This window comes from Solwaraspora sp. WMMA2059 (assembly GCF_027497315.1).
Lineage (GTDB): Bacteria > Actinomycetota > Actinomycetes > Mycobacteriales > Micromonosporaceae > Micromonospora_E.
On record NZ_CP114908.1, the window covers coordinates 2618570 to 2636449 of the forward strand.

Consider the following 17880-nt stretch of genomic DNA (forward strand, 5'->3'; position numbering starts at 1 on the left):
CCTGCGCCACTGGTCGGCTGGGCGAGAGCGCCGGGGCCAGGCGTCGGCCGCCGTCACGGGCGAGTCTCGGTGACAACGTTGGCCGTGAATTCGGAGCAGATTCCGGCGAGGATACGGTGCGCGTTCGCGAGTTCTTCTGCCTTCTCGGGATCTGCCGAGGCATTGGAGCAGCTGGCGAGGGTTTTCCAGAGTGCCCAGCCTCGTCCGCGTGCCCACGTCGCGTCATCCACCGCCAGCCGCGCGCGGAATGCGTGCCGGCTGTCGCTGGTCAGCAAGGTCCAGGCAATCGCCAGGTCGCAGGCCGGGTCGCCGACGCCGCAGGTGCCGAAGTCGATGACGGCCGCCAACTGTCCGTCAACAAGGAGGAGGTTTCCCGGGGCGATGTCTCCGTGGAACCAACGGTCGACACCGTCCCAGCGGGCGTCGATCGCCGCTGCCCAGACCTCGCGCACCAGTTCAGCGTCGACGTGGTCGCCCAACTCGGCGAGCGCGTGCTCAACCTCCTGGTCGTACGTGCGTAGGGTGCCGCCCCGGAACCAGTTGTGGAGACCCGGCTGCGGGCCGCCAGCGGCGTCGACGCCCTGCAAGGCTGCCAGGAACTCGGCCAGGTCGTTCGCGAATCGCGTCGGGTCGGCGATGCGGTCCGCCCTCGCCGACTCGCCGTCGAGCCACCGGTAGATCGACCACGGGTACGGATAGCCCGCAGTTGGCTCGCCCTTCGCCATTGGGGTGGGAACGGGCAGCGGCAGCCGAGCGGCGAGGTCCGGCAGCCACCGATGTTCCTTGTCGACCGCCAGGGCGTACTCGGCGGCGCTGGGCAGCCGTACCAGCAGGTCGGGGCCGAGGTGGAAGGTCCAGTTGTCCCAGCCGCCGTTGGCCACAGGCTCAATCGGGAGGTTCGCCAGGTGCGGAAACTGGTCGGTGATGAGCTGACGTACCTGCTCCGCGTCGACGGTGATGCGCTGCGGCAGGGGCCCGAGGTCTGGAACGTCATTCACTGAACCGCCCCGTCCGACCATCGAGATCGAGCGCGATGTGGCATGGCCGCGTGCGGGCCATCGTGTCGGCGGCGTCGGCCAGGACGCGCCGCATCGTGGCGGTGCCGGTGTGGCCGGCGTCGCCGATGATGTGCAGCCGCGCGTCGGGCCAGACCTGCGCGATCTCCCACGGGGTGATCGCCGGACCGCTGACATCGGTGCGCCCGTGGATCAGCACCCCCGGGATCCCGGCCAGTCTCGGCACGTTGCGCAGGATTTCGCCGTCGGCGAGGAACGCGCCGTTGCCGAAGTAGTGCGCGCAGATCCGGGTCATCGTGAGCCGCTGCCGCAGCTCCCGGTCGGAGTACGCGCCCGGGTTGCCGTTGTGCTCCTCGGAGATCAGCGCGTCCTCCCAGGCGCACCACTCGTCGGCGGCCCGCTGGCGTACCGCCGGGTCGGGGTGGGCGAGCACTTGGCCGTAGCGCAGCAGCACCGGCTCGATCGGCGGCTCGGTGTCGGTCGGCAGCCGGTAGCCGGGCAGGCCGGCGTGGGCGATGAACCGCTGCCACGCTTCGGGGAAGAAGCGGCCGGCACCCCGGTACAGCCAGTCGACCTCGCAGCGGCGGGTCATGGTGACCGCGACGAGGATCATGCCGCGTACCCGGTCGGGGTGGTTCGTCGCGTACGCCAGGGCCAGCGTCGCGCCCCAGGAGTCGCCGTACACGACCCAGCGGTCGATGCCGAGGTGCTCACGCAGCCGTTCGATGTCGGCGACGAGGTGGGCGGTGGTGTTGGTGCTCAGATCGGTGGCGGGGTCGGCGGCCGACGGGGTGCTGCGTCCGCAGTTGCGCTGGTCGAACACTACGAGCCGGAACCGTTCGGGGTCGAGCGTCCGGCGGTGCCGGGGCGTGCATCCGCTGCCCGGCCCGCCGTGCAACACGACGACGGGTACGCCGTCGGGGTTGCCGCAGACCTCCCAGTAGAGCTGGTGGCCGTCGCCGACGTCGAGCACCCCGGTGTCGTACGGCTCGGTCATTGCGTGCTCCTCAGCGGGTGCTGGCAGCGGTGCCGGTGGAGGCACCGGCGGGGGTGACGGCGGCGACGACGAGGTCGACGATGCTGTCGGCGTACTCGTCGGTCAGCGGGCCGGTGCGCAGCAGCCAACGATGGTAGAGCGGGCCGAACAACAGCTCCACGACCTGGTCCAGGGGGGCGTCGGGGCGGACCTGGCCGGCGTCGCGGGCGGCCTCCAGCCGAGTGCGGACCATGTCCAGTTGGGGGCGGAGCAGCCGGTCGCGCGCCTGGTCGGCCAGTTCCTCGTCGGCGAGTGTCTCGATGGTGATGGCGCGGGTGGTGGCGGACAGTCGTGGATCGGCGAACTCGGCGACGGTGGCCCGGAGCACCTGACGCAGGTCGGCCCGCAGGTCGCCGGTGTCGGGCAGGGCGAGGACCTCCGGCAGGTTGTCGGCGAGCGCGTCCAGGATGACCGCCCCCTTGCCGCGCCACCAGCGGTAGATGGTCTGCTTGCCGACCCCGGCCCGGGCGGCGATGGCCTCGACGGTGACGGCGGGGTAGCCCTGCTCGGTCAGTAGCGCCAGGGCGGCGGCGAGGATCGCGCGGCGGGACTGCTCGCTGCGACGGGCGGGCTGTGGGGTCACCACGACAGCCTACTGCGAGACGGTACGTCTCGTCTTGACGCGCTCGGGACACCATGCTTCGCTGTTGACGAGACGAAACGTCTCGTCTCCAAGCTCCGGAGGTCCCCGTGCCGCACATCGCCATGGTCAGCATCCCGTTCCACGGCCACGTCAACCCGAGCCTGGAGATCATCCGTACCCTCGTGCAGCGCGGCCACCGGGTCACCTACGCCAACGACCCCGCCTTCGCCGACGTCATCGAGCGCACCGGTGCCGAGCTGAAGCCGTACGAAACGACGCTGCCCGGCGACGGTGGATCCGGGACCGAGGACCCGATCGAGCAGCTCACGCTCTTCCTCGACGACGCCATCGCCATGCTGCCGCAACTGCGGGCCGCCTACGCCGACGACCGGCCGGACCTGTTCCTCTACGACATCGCCGGCGCACCGGCCCGGCTGCTCGGCGAGCAGTGGGGCATTCCGGCCGTCCAGCTGTCGTCGACGTTCGTGGCCTGGGACGGCTACGAACAGGAGATGGCGTCGGTCGTCGAGGCGATGCGGGCCGATCCGCGCGGCGCCGACTACTACCGGCGGTTCGAGCAGTGGCTGGCCTCGGAGGGTTCGTCGGTCACCGACAGCATGGCGTTCCAGGGCCGGCCGATGCGCAGCCTCGTGCTGCCCCCGGAGGCGCTCCAGCCGCACGCCGACCGGGTGGACCGGTCCGTCTACAGTTTCGTCGGCCCGGTCCTGGGTGACCGCTCCCACCAGGGGACCTGGGTCCGACCGGACGGCGTCGACAACGTACTGCTGGTCTCCCTCGGCTCCGCCTTCACCCGGCAGGCCGAGTTCTACCGCCGGTGCGTCGCCGCCTTCGGTGACCTGCCCGGCTGGCACACCGTGCTGCAGATCGGCAGCCACGTCGACCCCGCCGAGCTCGGTCCTGTTCCGGACAGCGTCGAGGTCCACCCGTGGGTGCCGCAGCTCGCCGTACTGGAGCAGGCCGACGGCTTCGTCACTCACGCCGGCATGGGCGGCAGCAGCGAAGGCCTCTACTGCGGGACCCCGATGATCGCCGTACCGCAGGCGGCCGACCAGTTCGCGAACGCCGAGCAGCTGGCCAGCCTGGGCGTCGCCCGGATCGTCGACTCGGCCACCGTCACCGCGGCGGAGCTACGTGGGACGCTGCTCGCCCTCACAGCGGACCCCGACGTGGCGGCCCGTAGCGCCGACCTGAAGCGGCAGGCCCGGTCGGCGGGCGGCGCCGACCGGGCCGCTGATCTGATCGAGGCCGAACTCGCCGCTGCTGGCGGACATCACGCCACCGGACCAGGCGCTGCTTCCATTTTGGGTCAGTGCGGTGTGGCCGACGTTGAACTGTGGGGGCGTCGGTGATGCTGTGGGCATGGAGTACGTGTCGAGAGTGCCGCGACCACCGCTGGACGGGATAATCGACGACCTCTACTACCTGGAAGGTACGCCGCCGTACGCCCGGTTGACGCTGCTGCCGACGCCGGCGGCGTTGCTCATCGTCAACCTCGGGGCACCGTTTCGCATCCGCGCCGGCACCGACATCGAGACGGCCGAATACGCCGACGGCTGCGTGGTCACCACGCCCACCCGCGCGTACGACTTCAGCTACCCGGTCCGGACCCGGTCGGTTGGCGTGCACGTCAAACCGTGGGGGCTGGCCCCGTTCCTGCCGATGCCGGCCGCCGAGCTGTGTGACCGGCCGGTGACGATCGAACAGGTGTGGGGTCGGGCCGCCGTCGCCGAGCTGCGAGACCGGCTGGCTGCGGCGGACACGCCGCAGCAGATGCTGACGCTGCTTGAGGAGGAGCTGACGCGACGGCTGCGCGCGACCGCCGGTCTGGGACTGGTCCGCCACACGAGCGGCGTCATCACGGCGACCCGGGGGGCGGTCGCGATCGGCGACCTGGGCACGGCGGCCGGTGTCAGCAGCACCCATCTGGCGCGGCGGTTCAAGGAGCTCGTCGGCGTCACGCCGAAGCGGCTGGCCCGCACGTACCGCTTCGCCGCCACCGTGTTCGCGATCGACCCGGCCGGACCGGTCGACTGGGCCGAGCTCGCCAGCGGCGCGGGTTACTTCGACCAGGCGCATTTCGGCCACGAGTTCCGGGCGTTCACCGGGCTCACGCCGACCCGGTACGTCGAGGTCCGGCGGCGGTTCCTACGTGAGCATCCCGGCCATGTGCTGGACCGCTGGCCGCTAGCGGCGGATTGATTCTCTACAAGAACACCAGCTCACGGCACGCTAACTTGAGGCATCCGGACGCAGAGGAGAGCCCGTGGGCACGGTGGTCATGTACAGCTCGGTGTCGGTGGACGGCTTCATCGCCGACGTCAAGGACCAGCCCGGACCGCTGTTCGACTGGCTGTCCAGCGGTGACGTCCCGTTGGACGACAGCGGCGGCCTGACGGTGTCGCAGATCTCCTACGACTACATCCGGCCGTACTGGGACCAGATCGGGGTGACGATCGTCGGCCGGCACGTCTTCGACATGACGGACGGCTGGGGCGGCACGCCTCCGGCCGGGGTCGAGCATGTGGTCGTCGTGACACACCGGCCGGCCCCGGAGGGCTGGGACCCGGAGGCGCCGTTCCACTTCGTCGACGGCGTCGAGGCGGCCGTTGCCACGGCGCAGGAGCTCGCCGGCGACCGTCTGGTCGAGGTCGCCGCAGGCGACGTCGGCGGCCAGGCGCTCGCCGCAGGCCTGGTCGACGAGGTACGCATGGACGTCGTACCCGTCGTGTTCGGGTCCGGCAAACGCTTCTTCGGGTCGGTCGACACACAGCACCTCCTGGACGATCCTGACGTGATCATTCAGGGCAACCGGGTCCTTCACCTGCGCTATCGGCTGCGCCGCCCGTCAGCCTGAGCGGCAGTAGAAGTCACGGCGGCAGGTGGGCGGTGGTGGCGAACTCGACCAGTTCGAGGCCGTCACCGGTGGCGACGTAGCGGGTGATCGACGCGTTGGCGACCGGCGTGGTCGCGATGATCGCGTCAAGTTCGGTGAACGGCAGGCCGTCGAGGATGTGCCGGGCCGCGATGACCACCGCGTCGTGGGCGACGACCAGGACACGCCGGCCGGCGTGATCACGCTCCAGCCCGGCCAGGACGGCCTTGACGCGCGCGACGACGTCGCCGAACGTCTCACCGCCGGGCGGGCGGTAGGCGTACGGCCCGTCTGCGGCGAGCCGGGCGGCCTCGGCCGGAAACCGCTGGGTGATCATCAGCGGGGTGAACAGTTCGAGGTCACCCATCAGCCGGTCGCACAACCGCGCGTCGACGACCGCCTCCGGGCACGGTACGCCGAGCGCGGCGGCGGTGCCGGCCACGCGGGTCCAGGTCTGACGGGCCCGCAGGTACGGGGAGCAGACAACCACGTCGGGCCGCTGGTCGGCGGGTCGGGTGGCGAGCCAGCGACCGAGGTGGGTGGCCTGCTGCCAGCCGAGCGCGGTCAGCTCGATGTCGGCGTCGCGGCCGGTGAGGCCGTGGTCGGCCAGACCTCGGGCGTGGGCGTCGGCGAAGGCCGCGTTCGCGGTGCTCTGCCCGTGGCGGACGATGGTCAGCTGCGCGACGGTGTCCATCTGTTCATTGTGTCCGGTAGGCGCGTGATCCAGGGTCCCGGCACCGGGTGGCCGGCCCTGACCGCCGGTGATCCCCTCAGATGCCGCAGCTCGACGCGGACCAGGACCGGCTCGGCGTGGCGCCCAGGTGGGTGTGGTCGCTGTGGCCGGGGTAGCCGGGGCCGAGAATGTTGCTGAAGCCGTGGTAGCGGGCCTGCTGGGCGATCCGACAGAACGAGGGCGAGCCGACCAGGTCAACGCCGTCGCCGTACAGGTGCCGGCTGTTGGAGGCGCCGCCGACCGCGCTGTTGCAGGAGTAGCTGCGGAAGCCGCTGCTGACATAGAGCGGTACGTTGCCGAGCGCACGCCGCATGGCCTGCAGTTTCCACATCGACACGAGGGCGTTGAACTTGGCGGTGCTGGCGGACACCGCGCCACCGGACCAGCTGCTGTTGCAGTTGTTCAGCTCGGCGTAGCTGAAGTTGGCCGGCGTGCAGTCGTTGTCCTGGAGCTGGTAGATCTTGTTGAAGGTCCGCGGGCCGGCGACGCCGTCGGCGGCGAGGCCGTCGGCCTGCTGGAAGCGGATCACCGCAGACCGGGTGGCCGGGCCGTACGCCCCGTCGAGGGCGAGCACCGCGCCGTAGCCCGGGTAGCCCGAGACGCGGATCTGCAGCTGCTTGACGTCATTACCGGACATCCCCTGGGAGAGGGTGCGTCCCCACGTGTAGCAGCCGTCTGCGTGGGCCGCGCCACCTGTTACGACAACGCCCGCGAGGGCGGTGGCGGCGACGAGGGCGCAGGCGGCGAGCATCCGGCCAAGCCGGCGGATAACAGTCCCCATGGTCTTCCCATCGACATATGACGATCGACCGGAATGGGTAGATCATTCCGGCCGATCATCCGATGGTCAAGACTCACTACTCTCTGTCATTCGCAACGTGGCGCGGCGGTACGCTTCCCATGCCAGGGCAGCCTCGGCCATGCCGTTCTTCCAGGGGTTCGGGTCGGCGGCGGCGATCTGCGCCCACATCCGGGCGAGGGCGGACGCGAAGACGTCGACGGCCCGGGTCGGGGCGCTGGTCCAAGCTGGCGCTGGGCTTACGCACGCTTCGGCCCGCTCCGAGGTGTGCCCGGCGAGGATCAGGCGCACGATCAGACAGCTCGGGTCGATGAACCCAGCGCCGAGCGTCGGCCATGCCCAGTCGATCAGGCGGGCCGCGTCCCCGTCGATGAGCACGTTGTCCGGGCTGTAGTCGGTGTGCAGGAGGGTGTCGCCGCGCAGCAGGGACAGATCGGCCGGCTCGACGTACGCCGCCCATCGCCGCTCGGCCCGTTTGAGCTGAGGCAGTTCGGGACACCAGAGCAGCGCCAGGCGCTGCATCGTGTCGACGACCTTGGGCAGGTCGGCGTACGCGTGAGTGCACAGGTCGATCGCGAGTTGGCCCTTCGTGCGGAACTCCGCGTGCGGGGCAGCCCGGTCCGCGCGGCGGTATCCGGGTCGGTGACTTGCTCGGCGGGGATCCACTGCCGGGCGGTGATCCGGGCGTGGCCGGTCCGTTCCCGCGCGTAGGCCAGGTAGACCGTGTTGATGCCTTTTGGAGACCCGACCGGCGCAGCCCATGTACTGCCGTTTCACCCCGGACATCGCCGTACCCTGCGGGGCCGGCCCGAGTCGTTGCCGGGCCTGCCGTAACGCGCTGCCACTGGGGCCGGCGTCGCCGCTGGTGGTGCCCGGCCGCCCTCCGGTGTCGGTCTCGGCCTGCTTCACCCAGACCCGCAACGCCTCGGGATGGGCCCCGAGCTGGTCAGCGATCCGCCGGATCGCGCCCACCGCGGACGCCGGGTCCCGGCGGGCCTCGACCGCCAACCGGGTCGCGCGCTCACGCAGCTCGTCGGAGTACTTCTTCGGTGCGGGCATCGCTGGTGCTCCTTCCAGGTTTCGATGTCTCCATCAAACCCGGTGCGTGACACCCTGTTCACACGTTCGTTAGCAACGCCCCTACCTCAGCGGTTGGCGCCCGGCTTCCACAGGATGTCGCCCTGGTCCCGGTTGGCGTGGCGAGCCAGGATGAACAGCAGGTCCGAAAGCCGGTTAAGGTACTGGGCCGTGTCGCGGTTCATTGTGCCGGGGTACTCGGACAGGGCCTGCCAGGTGGAGCGTTCGGCGCGGCGGGCCACGGTACGGGCCTGGTGCAGGAACGCGGCGCCAGGTGTCCCGCCGGGCAGAACGAAGCTGCGCAGCTTGGTCAGGGCCTCGTTGTAGTGATCACACTGCCCTTCGAGGAAGGTAACGTACCCGACGTTGACGCGCAGCTGTGGCATCGCGGGGTCGGGCGGGGAGGTCGGCGTGCACAGGTCGGCACCGACGTCGAACAGGTCGTTCTGGATGCGTTCCAGGAGGGTCCGCACGTCGGCGTCGAGGCCACCGACGGCGATCGCTACGCCGATGACCGAGTTCGTCTCGTCCACGTCGGCGTAGGCCTGCAAGCGGCTGTCGGTCTTGCCGACCCGGCTCATGTCGCCGAGAGCGGTCGTACCGGTGTCACCGGTCTTGGTGTAGATGCGGGTCAGGTTGACCATGGGTGCTCCTGTAGGGAGAGAGAGGCGGCGAACCGTTCGCCGAGTTCGCGGGCGTGGTCGGCGGCGGCCGGGCCACGCAGCGGATCCGGCGCTTCGGAGAGGAAGACCAGGGCGAGCATCAGGGCGGCGTCGAGGCGGCAGGCCAGCGTCGCCGGGTCGTCGTCGGGCGGGAGTGGGCTGGTGCGGACGTAGCCGTCGCGGATGTCGGCCAGGTCGAGTTCGTTTTCCGGGTAGCGGGCGTACTCGATGAGCCGGCCGAACTCCACGGTGGCGTCGCCCAGCAGGGTGTTGGACCAGTCCAGCAGCGCCTCGACGCGGCCGTTGCACCGCCGGACGTTGGCGCTGCGCACGTCGAGGTGGACCAGCCCGGCCGTGCCGATCCGGTCGAGTGCCGCGCTCAGCGCGGACGCGGCCGGCGGTGCGGGCCAGTCACTGATCAGGCATCCTACCTCGGCCCAGCGGCGCAGGACACGGGCGGTGAGCACCTGGGGAGTGCCGGTTTCCTCCGCTGCCACCGGAGTCAGCGGCGGTGGCGGGAGACGGTGCAGCCGGGCCAGGGTAGATCCGAGCAGGCGACCGTCGAGTCGGCTGCCGTCGTCGGGGACGTACCGCGCCATGAGCATGTCGGGTTCACCGTCGTGGTCGGACAGGTGCAACTCGATCGGCTCGGCCACCGCGAACCCGGCTGCGGCCAGATGCCGAGTGATCCGGTACTCCTGGATCAGCAAGTTCCGGACGTCCACGTGCGGATCGTTGACGTTCGAGGAGAAGCGCTGCCCGGCCAGCCGCAGAGCGACCGGGCAGCCGTCGGGCGCCACTGCTCGGAAGACGGTGAACTCCAGGCCCTGGCCGACCAGTTGCAGATCGTCGAGCTTCCAGCGGGAGGTGAGGTGAGCGCGCAGGACATCGTGTTCGGTCATCGGTTTCCTCAGCGGGTACGGGGGTCGCGCCGTAGCACGGGAACGACGGCCAGGCAGAGCACCAGTAGCAGCGCCCCGCCGGTAAGGAAGGCCGCGCGCGGGCCGGCGGCGTCACCGATCGCGCCCAGTGCGAGCGCGCCCACCGGCATCATGCCCCACGCGACCAGCCGGTATGCGCCCGTGGTGCGGCCTAACAGGTGGTCGGGGATCACGCCCTGGCGCAACGACACGGCTATGACATTCCACATCATAACCCCCATACCCGATGCGGCGTACGCCAGCGCCACCACGATCACCTCACGGGTGGCCGCCACTCCAACCCCGGCGAGGCCGATCAGTGCCAGGCTGGCGCCGAGTGTTGACGCACGGCCGAACCGCCGGGCGGCCCGCGCCGCGACCACACCGCCGAGTACCCCACCGAGCGCGCCGCCGGCCACCAGCGCGCCGTACGCCGCCGACGGCAGGTCCAGAACGTCGCGGACGAGTAAGACAAACACCGCGACTTGGCCGAGGTAAACCGCGTTGATGAGTCCGGCGGACACCGTGATCAGGCGCAGCAGCCGATCCCGGAGCAGAAATTCGATGCCCTGGCGGATCTCGGCCACCAGATCGGGCTTCGTCCTAGAGCCCGGATCCGGCCGGGCGTCCGGCAGCCCGCGCAGCACCAGCGCGGACCCGGCAAACGACACCGCGTCCAGTACGAAGGGCACCGTCCGGCCGACCGCGAACAGCACCCCACCGAGTAGATGGCCCAGCAGGTCGCGGCCGATCGTCTGCACAGCGAACAGCCGGCCGTTGGCCGTCTCCAGATCCTCGGCAGCCACCACTCGCGGCAGGTAGGCGAACGAGGCGCAGTCAAAGACCACCTCACCGATACCGAGCAGCAGCGCCACCCCCACCAGCGGCCAGAACGACATCCATCCCGCGATCAGCAGCAGCACCGCGGCGCTCATCGTCGCCATGCGCAGCACGTCGGCCAGTACCATCAGCCGGCGTCGCTCGACACGGTCGGCGTACACGCCCGCCGGCAGTCCGAACAGCAGCCAGGGAACGGTGGTGGCCGCAGTGACCACGGCCACCTGGAATCCGTCGTCGAGCACCGCAGCGGCCAGCAGCGGCAGCGCAGCGAACCGGACGCCGTCACCGACCCCGGAGACGCCAACCGCGGCCACCAGTCGCCGGTACGCCGTCCGCGACCTCATCGGGGCACCGGTCGTCACCCGTGCCACCCGGCCGAAAACAGCGCGCACCGAATCTCGGTCGTGTACCGGACGCCGCCGGTCTCGAACCACCGCTCGTCCGGGGACGGCAGCATCTCGGACACCTCCAAAAGCCCCGCGCCGCGACGGGCGATCCGGCACAGCTGGCGTACCAGCAGCGGCGCCTCCCAGTCGACGTAGACGGGTTTGGGCTCACCGGGCGCCTTGACGAAGACGTGACGCGGCAGGCCCAACTCGGCGCGCAGCCGGCACGCCGCGAGATATTCCGCAGCGTCATCGGCGGCGATCCGGTCGCCGGAGAGGGTCACACCACGCAGCCGCTCGGACGGCACCCGCCAGGTCTCCCGTTGCAGGATCACCCGCCCGCACCGGATACGGGGCACGTGCGTCAGGGAGGCGGCCCGCAATGCCACGCCGCCGAAATGGCGCGGAAAGGCGAACGGTGACAGCGGATCCTGAAGGATGCTTGGGCCTCCGGCTGGCGGCGCCATCAGCCGCAACCGTCCCTCGACGTGGTGGGCCCGCAGTTCCAGGCGCCCGCCATTGATGATCAGGTACAGCTGGGTGGGCTGCAGAACCAGGTCGCGATCCTGCGCCGAACGCCCGAACACTTCGAGATCGTGGCAGGGGTAGACCAGCTGGGTGGAGGACTTGTCCGGGTGCCCGCGGGACAGGTTGACCAGGATCTCGTCGCCGTCGAGCAGCGACTGGTACCCCCGGTACACCTCCGGCAGCAGGCGCGGGTCGAGCTCCTGCACCAGGGGACCGAAGCTGGTGTGCGTGATTACTTCACGGACCGCATGGCAGTCGCCGATCACGGCGGTGAACGCGCCGCGCGCCAACGCGGCCTGGCTCGGGGCGGCGAACAGGACATCGGGGTTGCACAACGCGGGCGGGTCGGCCGGGTGCGCCGCGATGATCCCCTCCAGTACGTCCCGGGGAACCACCACCTCCGGGCGGTCGGTGTCCGGCCCGATCAGCGCGTGCAGGATCACCTCGTCCAGCTCGACCAGTTCCGCCTCGATCGGCGCGCAGTCGCGGGCCAGCCGATCCAGGTCGGCGAACGAGCAGGCGTACAGGCGGTCAAGTGGCACCTCCACGCCGGTGCCGAACGTGTCGCGCACCCACCGGGTGAGCACCTCGCGTTCACGCCGCATCCGCAGGCGCGGCCCAGCCAGCACGAGCTCATAGACGACGGCGAGCTCGGTGGTGAGAAAGTCGGCCACGTCGGGTCCGATGGTCAGCCCGCGCAGCCGGCTGTGCGCCTCCTCGAACAGGATGCTGCGGTCGGCGTAGTGCAGGCCACTGTTGCGGTTGCCGGGCACCCCGGTCAGCTCCTCGAAACGCCGCTTGGCTGCGGTTAGCACGGCGGGGCGCTGGGCCGGGGGCGCGGCCGAGAAATGCAGCAGGTCCTGTTCGAACGCGTCGACGGCGGCCAGCATCGGCGCGGCGTGCGCGGCGTCGTGAGGCAGCAGCTCCCGCAGGCGGCGCAGCGGCGCGGCGTCGCCGACCGGCACCTCGAACTCGGCCGTGAGCCACTTATCGTCCACGGCACGCCGCAAGACCTCCTCGAAAGGTTCCGGGAATGGCCATTCCGCGCGCAGGTCGGCGACGGTACGAGCGCCCACGGCGCGTTCCCACAGCCACTGTTCACCGGGTGTCACGTCCCAGTCGCCTTGCTGTCGAAAGTGCCACTCGGCGTCCAGACCGTCGCGGGTAGTGAAGGCGTACGCCTCGATGCGACCGTCACGTAGGAACGTGAGTGGTCGCCGGCGGGGCCGGACGTGGTCGAGCATGCCGGGCATCTCCCCGGCGGCGAGCGCGAGCCGTTCGGCCGCCCAGTGGGTGAAGAACGCTGTGCGCCGCAGCGGCCCTTCCCCCGTCCAGGTGATGCCGGGCGTCGTGCCGACCCGGCCCACCGTGAACGGGCCGAAATGCGAGTGTGTCTCGTTCTTGGTGGTGATCCGTTGCAGATACATGGTGAGTAGGTCGGTCATCTTGCGGGTGTGCCGTCCCGGCTCGCCGTGGTAGCCGTCCAGCCAGGCCGCAAGAGTGGGATAGGCGGCGTCGTTGGACAGCAGCAGCACCTGGCGCAGAGAGTCCTCGATGAAGGCCCGCGCCACCGCGTCGCCGGCGGCGTCAAGCCGTTCCCGGTGCTGGTCGCGGAACACCTGCCAGTCGGTGTGCAGCGCGGCGGCCGCGTCCCGGTACGCGCGTAACGGACCGCTCTCGGTGTCGGGCAGGGCGTCGAGTACCGGGGCGAGGTCCTCGGTGGTGATCGGGCGGAGCTGCCCGATCTCGGAGGCGAGTCGCTGCGTGCCAGCCTTACGGTGCCGGCGGAGCACCGCCTTGGCGGTGGCGGCCAGTTCGGCCAGACGCTCACGGCGTTCGGTCAGCGAGACCGCCCGAGACGCCTGTTCGGCGTCGACAAGCGGATCGAGCATCTCCAGCGGATATCCCGCCTGCCGCAGCACGACGGTCGGCACCAGATGCCAGGCGTGGTCGGACGCGTTCATCTCGACGCTTGCCGGATGTGTGTCAGTGGTCATGTGCCTGCCTTGGTCACGCGGGCGGTCCGGCGCTCGTGCAGGGCGTCAACGATCGCCATTGGGTCGGGGCCCACGACCGGGACCCGACCCGGCGTGGGCACCCAGGGTTTGAGCCGTGGGCCGTGATAGTCGGAGCCGGTCGTGGCGAGCAGGCCCACGGCCGCGCTGAGCTGTGCCAGCCGGGCACTGTCGGCCGGCCGGTGCCAGCTGGTCCACACTTCGATTCCGGCCAGGCCGGCGTCGGCCCAGGTGTCCAGCAGGACACGGCACGCGGCGTCGTCGCGTGCGGACAGCAGGGCCGCCGGGTGGGCCAGGACCGCCACGGCGCCGGCTTCGCCGATCCACGACAGGACCTCGGTCAGTGCGGGCCGCCAGGGCGCGGGCACGTGCAGTGGCTGGCCCGGGCGGCACCAGTCCCGCGCGATGGCGCCGTACGTGCCGGGCCCGTAGATGGCGAACCGCGGGTCGTCGCCAGCGGTGCGGGCCAGCAGCGCCAGGTAGTCGCCCACGTAGGCGACCCGGTCGTCGCCGAGTGCGGCGTCGACGTCTTCCTCGGTGAGCGGCACCCCGATCGCCTGCACCCGCTCAATCCAGGCTCGCCACCAGGTGGCCTCGGCGTCGTGTACCGAGCGCACCCGCCGGGCGAAGGCGGCGTCGGCGGGGTCGACGAAGTATGCGAGGCAGTGCACCTCCTCACCCTCCCAATCGGCGGTGATCTCGCAGCCGGCCACGACGGTCGCCGCGCCACCCACCGCCGCGCTGAACGGCGCGATGCCGCTCATCGTGTTGTGGTCGGCCACCGCCACCACACGCAGGTCGGCAGCCAGGCAGTACGCCGCAGCCTGTGCTGGTGCGTCGTCACCGTCGGAACGCGAGGTGTGCACGTGCAGGTCGACCGGAGTGGCGACGGCCGACGGGACGCCACGGGTCACGACGGCATCGGTAGCGAACGCCGCCAGGCCGCGGACAGCCAGCGCTCGTACTCGGTACCCTCGGGCTTGTCGACCACCATGCACAGTGGTTCGAGGACGCGACCGGGCCCGCCCCGCAACCCACCGTGAATCATGGCTAGGTTGTGGCCGATCAGCAGGTCACAGTGTTCACCGGGGGCGGCGACCTCCCAGCGCTCGCGCAGCTCGCTCCACGTCGAACCGGTCGCCGACAGCATCATGTGGCAGAACAGGCGCGCGGCGTCGCCCTCGCATCGCCCGCACGCACAGCGCCGTGACAGCGGCACGGCGGCCGGGAAGCGCTCGGCGTCCGCCGAACTCAGCGGGCTCTCGCTATGGTGGAAGGACAGGCCGTGCCACATCGTCTCGCCCAACCCCAGCATCGCGCCATAGGAGGGGTAGGGGCAGCCGTGCTCCGGCTGGCGCAGCACGGCCGTACGCAGGTTCTCCCCCAGCCACCGGGCGGCCGTGACCGTGTCGTCGGCGTCCTTGATGCCCCGTGCGCCCAGCACCTCGTGCACGATCGAGATCCAGTCGTAGTACGTGGTGACGCTCAAGCCCTCGCCGGGGTCGGCCAGGAAGATCCCCTGGTACATCTTGTGCGCCGGGGTCGTGGTGTATCCGGTGGTCCCGAACTCACGCATGGCCGGGTCCCACTCGGGCATGTCCAGCCGGCTGGGCGTCAGGTAGGAGCAGTGCTGGCCGTCGTGGTGGGGTAGCAGGGTGCGGGTGAAGAATCCGGCCGGCACGTAGGTGCTCTGGGGCTTATCCACCTCCAGCCGCATGTCTGCGGGAGCACCGCGGAAAATCAGTGTCCGGCGGATCCGCTGTGCCAGATCCAGGGCGATCCGTCGGCTCTCATCGACGCCCAGCCGCAGCCGTCCGATCCGGAACACCGCGAACCCGATGTCGTGCAGCAGGTCGACGGCCCGGCCGCTGAGCCGGTCGGCGAGGTCCGGACGTTCCCGCTCGGCGGCCGACGGCAGGTCGGAGCAGTCGATGAATGCGGCGGCGGGGGCGAATCTCATCGTTGCTCCTGAGTACTGCCGGGGGTCCAGGGTGCAAGTCCGGAGGGTTGCGAGTCGGTGCGGAACAGGAAGTTGAACAGCAGGTGCGCGGCGATCTGGGCGGTGCTGCCCGACGGGTCGTAGCGGGGGGAGACCTCGGCGATGTCGAGCGCGACGACGGGCAATGCGCGCAGTTCCTCGTACACGTCTAGCAGTTCGCCGACGCTGATGCCGCCCATGGTCACGTGCCCGGTGCCGGTGGCCGACGCGCTGTCGAGCACGTCGATGTCGAGCGAGATGTACACGGTATCGCATTGTTCTCCGAGCCGCGCGATCACCGGGGCAAGCGCGGCCGCCGCGCCGTCGCGGCGGATCTGGGCGCCGGGCACCACGTGGAAGCCCCGGTCGAGCAGGCTGCGGAACTGGTCGTACTTGGTGACATCACCGACGCCGACGAATGCGATGTCTTCGGGCCGGATGCCGGGAATCTCGCTGATCCGGCGGGAGTTCGACCCGTGGTAGAGCGGCCCGTGCAGCACATTTACGTTGCCGAAGTCGAAGTGGTGGTCGATGTTGATGAATCCGAACCGCTTCGGGCCGTTGTCGAGCCGGCCGGCCCGGAACCCGGCGAACGTCGGAAACGTGCAGGAATGGTCGCCGTTGAGGAAGATAACGTGCGGGGCGGCGGCGCTGACCCGGCGTGCCTCGGCGGCGACCGCCTGGAACGTCTTGACCGTGTTGGTGGGGTAGGTGTGCAGGTCGCCCACGTCGGCGATCCGGGGTGCCCGGTAGCGAAAGGTGTCGCCGCGGCGGGTGTCCAGCATCTGCCACTCGCCGAGGCTGTTCAGGTAGCTGGCGAAGACCAGGCTTGCCTGGCGGATTGCCCGGGGGCCCTCGGCCGCGCCGGGTCGGGAGCTGGCCGTGCCGTCGAACGGTATGCCGGCCACGGCCCAGCCTTCCCCGCCGAGATCGGGGGTGGCGCCACGGGCGTCGGGCGCGCCGAACAGCGTACCCAGTCCCGCCCAGCCGGGCAGCGGGTCCTGTTCGAAGTCGTCAGGTTTGACGCTGTTCTGTAGGGCCTCAAAATCTGGTAGCTCGCTCATCGCGCCTCCGAATCGCTGGTTGCGGCGAGGGCACCTGCCAACCCGCCGCGGACGATGCGGTGGGCGGTGGCGACCTTTTCGTGGAACAGTTCCCAGCTGCGCTGCGGGGTCAGGTACGCCGGGCGGTAGACGACCGGCGCGTCTTCGCGCCAGTTGGCGAAGTCCCAGTCGAAGATCCGGCCGCGCAGCCGGGGGAAGTCCGGTACCAGGGGGTACGGGACGAAGTTGTAAAGGTTGAACAGCCACAGCCGGTCGCGGTTCTCGTCGAGCCAGTCCAGCGTCACCCGGTGCGACTCCTCGGTCTCCTCGTCGAGGCCGCCCATCAGATTAAGCACCACTTTGAAGCCCGCGTCGCTGAGCTCGCGGATCCGGCCGGTGTAGTGGTCGAGTCCGCGCGACAGCTTGCCCAGCCGCTTGAGCATCCCCGAGTCCGCCGATTCGAAGCCGAGTTCCACCGCCACCACGCCCAGTTCCTGCATCTGGTCGAGGACCTGCTGCTTCACCTGCAGGACATGGGTCTGCACGATGAACCGGTAGCCGGGTCGGTCACAGAACACGTCGATGAGGTTGCGCACTGCCTCACGGGACTGGCCGAACGTCTTGTCGCCGATGTAGATCAGCCGGGTATCCGGGAATCGGGTGGCGAGATCGTCGACCTCGGCCTCCAGGGCCTTGCGATCCACCAAGGTAAGGCTCTTACTCCACGCGTCACCGCAGAAAGCGCACTCGTATAGGCAGCCGTGGCTGGCGTTGAGGCGCAGCAGCGGCACCTGGCCCCGATAGCCGCCGAGGTGCCGGTAGTCGGGCATCCAGGTGATGCGCTCCTCCGACAGGCCCTTGACGAAGGGTTTCTCGCTGGCCCTGCGGCTGTAGTCGAGGGCAACGAGCCGCCGGACGAACCTGGTGTCGAGCTGTCCTCGGTGCACCAGGTGTACCGAGCCTTCCGGAGCCAGCGGGGCCATGTTTCCGCCGAGGACCACCCGGCGGCCGGCGGCCTCCAGGTGGCCGGCGACCTCTAGGGCGAGCCGGAAATTCTGCGCCAGCGGGGAGCACAGCACCAGGTCGCCGGGTTTGGTCGCGGCCATCAGTGGCTCGGTGCAGGCGGCGGCGTCGGCGGGGATCCGCGACAGGTCCTGAAACGTGGAGTCGATGCCGGCGGTGTCCAGTAGAGCCGTCAGGTGGGCGACCCAGAGTGGCATCTCCCACAAGCCGTCGGCTGGGATGAAGTACTCGGGAAGGAACGACCGGAACGCCTGGTCGTAGGCGAGGTAGTAGTCGGACAGGCGGCTGTCGGGCGCCGCGGTGGATGGGAAGGGCAGTTGGACCACACAGCCGCGCAGCAAAGTTCCT

17 protein-coding genes are annotated in these 17880 nt (G+C 70.2%); 3 read left to right on the forward strand and 14 right to left on the reverse strand.

All coding sequences use genetic code 11. The features are described from left to right. Nucleotides 1-53: 53 nt before the first annotated feature. From O7553_RS12070 to O7553_RS12080, 3 genes are read right to left on the reverse strand one after another with little or no spacing between them, the layout of a single operon-like run. The gene (locus O7553_RS12070) at nucleotides 54-1019 is read right to left on the reverse strand and encodes an aminoglycoside phosphotransferase family protein (protein WP_281554879.1); all 966 of its coding nucleotides are present in this window, start codon (nucleotides 1017-1019) and stop codon (nucleotides 54-56) included. Beyond that, a complete protein-coding gene (pip, locus tag O7553_RS12075; RefSeq protein ID WP_281554880.1) occupies nucleotides 991-2013 on the reverse strand; it encodes a prolyl aminopeptidase in 1023 nt (340 codons plus the stop codon). The genes O7553_RS12070 and pip overlap by 29 nt, the downstream gene beginning before the upstream one ends. Nucleotides 2014-2023: 10 nt before the next feature. Then, nucleotides 2024-2635 carry a TetR/AcrR family transcriptional regulator gene (locus O7553_RS12080; RefSeq protein WP_281554881.1) on the reverse strand — a complete coding sequence of 204 codons (612 nt, stop codon included), beginning with the start codon at nucleotides 2633-2635 and terminating at the stop codon, nucleotides 2024-2026. A 107-nt stretch (nucleotides 2636-2742) separates the two neighbouring features. On the opposite strand from O7553_RS12080, the gene O7553_RS12085 reads away from it, so the two are divergent. The 3 genes from O7553_RS12085 to O7553_RS12095 all read left to right on the forward strand — a co-directional run bounded on the left by O7553_RS12085 (nucleotide 2743) and on the right by O7553_RS12095 (nucleotide 5510). Continuing rightward, entirely contained in the window at nucleotides 2743-4005 is a 1263-nt protein-coding gene (locus tag O7553_RS12085) for a macrolide family glycosyltransferase (protein ID WP_281554882.1), read from the forward strand. A gap of 10 nt (nucleotides 4006-4015) precedes the next feature. After that, on the forward strand, nucleotides 4016-4855 hold the full coding sequence (locus O7553_RS12090) for a helix-turn-helix domain-containing protein (RefSeq protein ID WP_281554883.1): 840 nt from the start codon (nucleotides 4016-4018) through the stop codon (nucleotides 4853-4855). Nucleotides 4856-4919: 64 nt separating this feature from the next. Beyond that, on the forward strand, nucleotides 4920-5510 hold the full coding sequence (locus tag O7553_RS12095; protein ID WP_281554884.1) for a dihydrofolate reductase family protein: 591 nt from the start codon (nucleotides 4920-4922) through the stop codon (nucleotides 5508-5510). Nucleotides 5511-5523: 13 nt separating this feature from the next. On the opposite strand, the gene O7553_RS12100 is transcribed toward O7553_RS12095, so the two are convergent. From O7553_RS12100 to O7553_RS12150, 11 genes are all read right to left on the reverse strand, one after another. Further along, on the reverse strand, nucleotides 5524-6222 hold the full coding sequence (locus O7553_RS12100; protein ID WP_281554885.1) for a histidine phosphatase family protein: 699 nt from the start codon (nucleotides 6220-6222) through the stop codon (nucleotides 5524-5526). A gap of 76 nt (nucleotides 6223-6298) precedes the next feature. Then, nucleotides 6299-6898: a D-Ala-D-Ala carboxypeptidase family metallohydrolase gene (locus O7553_RS12105; RefSeq protein WP_348650074.1), complete on the reverse strand. Its 600-nt coding sequence runs from the start codon at nucleotides 6896-6898 to the stop codon at nucleotides 6299-6301. A 210-nt stretch (nucleotides 6899-7108) separates the two neighbouring features. Next, nucleotides 7109-8119, reverse strand: a complete 1011-nt coding sequence (locus O7553_RS12110) for a transposase (protein ID WP_281554887.1) — start codon at nucleotides 8117-8119, stop codon at nucleotides 7109-7111. An 86-nt stretch (nucleotides 8120-8205) separates the two neighbouring features. Next, nucleotides 8206-8781 carry a cob(I)yrinic acid a,c-diamide adenosyltransferase gene (locus O7553_RS12115; protein WP_281554888.1) on the reverse strand — a complete coding sequence of 192 codons (576 nt, stop codon included), beginning with the start codon at nucleotides 8779-8781 and terminating at the stop codon, nucleotides 8206-8208. Beyond that, a complete protein-coding gene (locus O7553_RS12120; protein ID WP_281554889.1) occupies nucleotides 8769-9701 on the reverse strand; it encodes an aminoglycoside phosphotransferase family protein in 933 nt (310 codons plus the stop codon). Before O7553_RS12120 ends, O7553_RS12115 begins: the two co-directional genes overlap by 13 nt. 8 nt (nucleotides 9702-9709) lie before the next feature. Beyond that, nucleotides 9710-10903, reverse strand: a complete 1194-nt coding sequence (locus O7553_RS12125; RefSeq protein WP_281554890.1) for an MFS transporter — start codon at nucleotides 10901-10903, stop codon at nucleotides 9710-9712. A gap of 14 nt (nucleotides 10904-10917) precedes the next feature. Next, on the reverse strand, nucleotides 10918-13470 hold the full coding sequence (locus O7553_RS12130; protein ID WP_281554891.1) for a lantibiotic dehydratase: 2553 nt from the start codon (nucleotides 13468-13470) through the stop codon (nucleotides 10918-10920). Continuing rightward, nucleotides 13467-14402, reverse strand: a complete 936-nt coding sequence (locus O7553_RS12135) for a PHP domain-containing protein (protein WP_281554892.1) — start codon at nucleotides 14400-14402, stop codon at nucleotides 13467-13469. Before O7553_RS12135 ends, O7553_RS12130 begins: the two co-directional genes overlap by 4 nt. Then, complete coding sequence (locus O7553_RS12140; RefSeq protein ID WP_281554893.1) at nucleotides 14399-15448, reverse strand: hypothetical protein; 1050 nt, start codon at nucleotides 15446-15448, stop codon at nucleotides 14399-14401. Before O7553_RS12140 ends, O7553_RS12135 begins: the two co-directional genes overlap by 4 nt. Continuing rightward, a complete protein-coding gene (locus O7553_RS12145; RefSeq protein ID WP_281554894.1) occupies nucleotides 15445-16530 on the reverse strand; it encodes an agmatinase family protein in 1086 nt (361 codons plus the stop codon). Before O7553_RS12145 ends, O7553_RS12140 begins: the two co-directional genes overlap by 4 nt. Next, nucleotides 16527-17873 (reverse strand): radical SAM protein, encoded by a 1347-nt coding sequence (locus O7553_RS12150; protein ID WP_281554895.1) that lies wholly within the window; start codon nucleotides 17871-17873, stop codon nucleotides 16527-16529. Before O7553_RS12150 ends, O7553_RS12145 begins: the two co-directional genes overlap by 4 nt. Between the last annotated feature and the right edge of the window lie 7 nt (nucleotides 17874-17880).

What these genes read in the sequence shown, in the direction of transcription:
- O7553_RS12070 (WP_281554879.1), bottom strand. Translation starts at nt 1,019, where the DNA reads ATGGTCGGACGGGGCGGTTCAGTGAATGACGTTCCAGACCTCGGGCCC.
- pip (WP_281554880.1), bottom strand. Translation starts at nt 2,013, where the DNA reads ATGACCGAGCCGTACGACACCGGGGTGCTCGACGTCGGCGACGGCCAC.
- O7553_RS12090 (WP_281554883.1), top strand. Translation starts at nt 4,016, where the DNA reads ATGGAGTACGTGTCGAGAGTGCCGCGACCACCGCTGGACGGGATAATC.
- O7553_RS12100 (WP_281554885.1), bottom strand. Translation starts at nt 6,222, where the DNA reads ATGGACACCGTCGCGCAGCTGACCATCGTCCGCCACGGGCAGAGCACC.
- O7553_RS12105 (WP_348650074.1), bottom strand. Translation starts at nt 6,898, where the DNA reads ATGTCCGGTAATGACGTCAAGCAGCTGCAGATCCGCGTCTCGGGCTAC.
- O7553_RS12110 (WP_281554887.1), bottom strand. Translation starts at nt 8,119, where the DNA reads ATGCCCGCACCGAAGAAGTACTCCGACGAGCTGCGTGAGCGCGCGACC.
- O7553_RS12115 (WP_281554888.1), bottom strand. Translation starts at nt 8,781, where the DNA reads ATGGTCAACCTGACCCGCATCTACACCAAGACCGGTGACACCGGTACG.
- O7553_RS12120 (WP_281554889.1), bottom strand. Translation starts at nt 9,701, where the DNA reads ATGACCGAACACGATGTCCTGCGCGCTCACCTCACCTCCCGCTGGAAG.
- O7553_RS12125 (WP_281554890.1), bottom strand. Translation starts at nt 10,903, where the DNA reads ATGAGGTCGCGGACGGCGTACCGGCGACTGGTGGCCGCGGTTGGCGTC.
- O7553_RS12130 (WP_281554891.1), bottom strand. Translation starts at nt 13,470, where the DNA reads ATGACCACTGACACACATCCGGCAAGCGTCGAGATGAACGCGTCCGAC.
- O7553_RS12140 (WP_281554893.1), bottom strand. Translation starts at nt 15,448, where the DNA reads ATGAGATTCGCCCCCGCCGCCGCATTCATCGACTGCTCCGACCTGCCG.
- O7553_RS12145 (WP_281554894.1), bottom strand. Translation starts at nt 16,530, where the DNA reads ATGAGCGAGCTACCAGATTTTGAGGCCCTACAGAACAGCGTCAAACCT.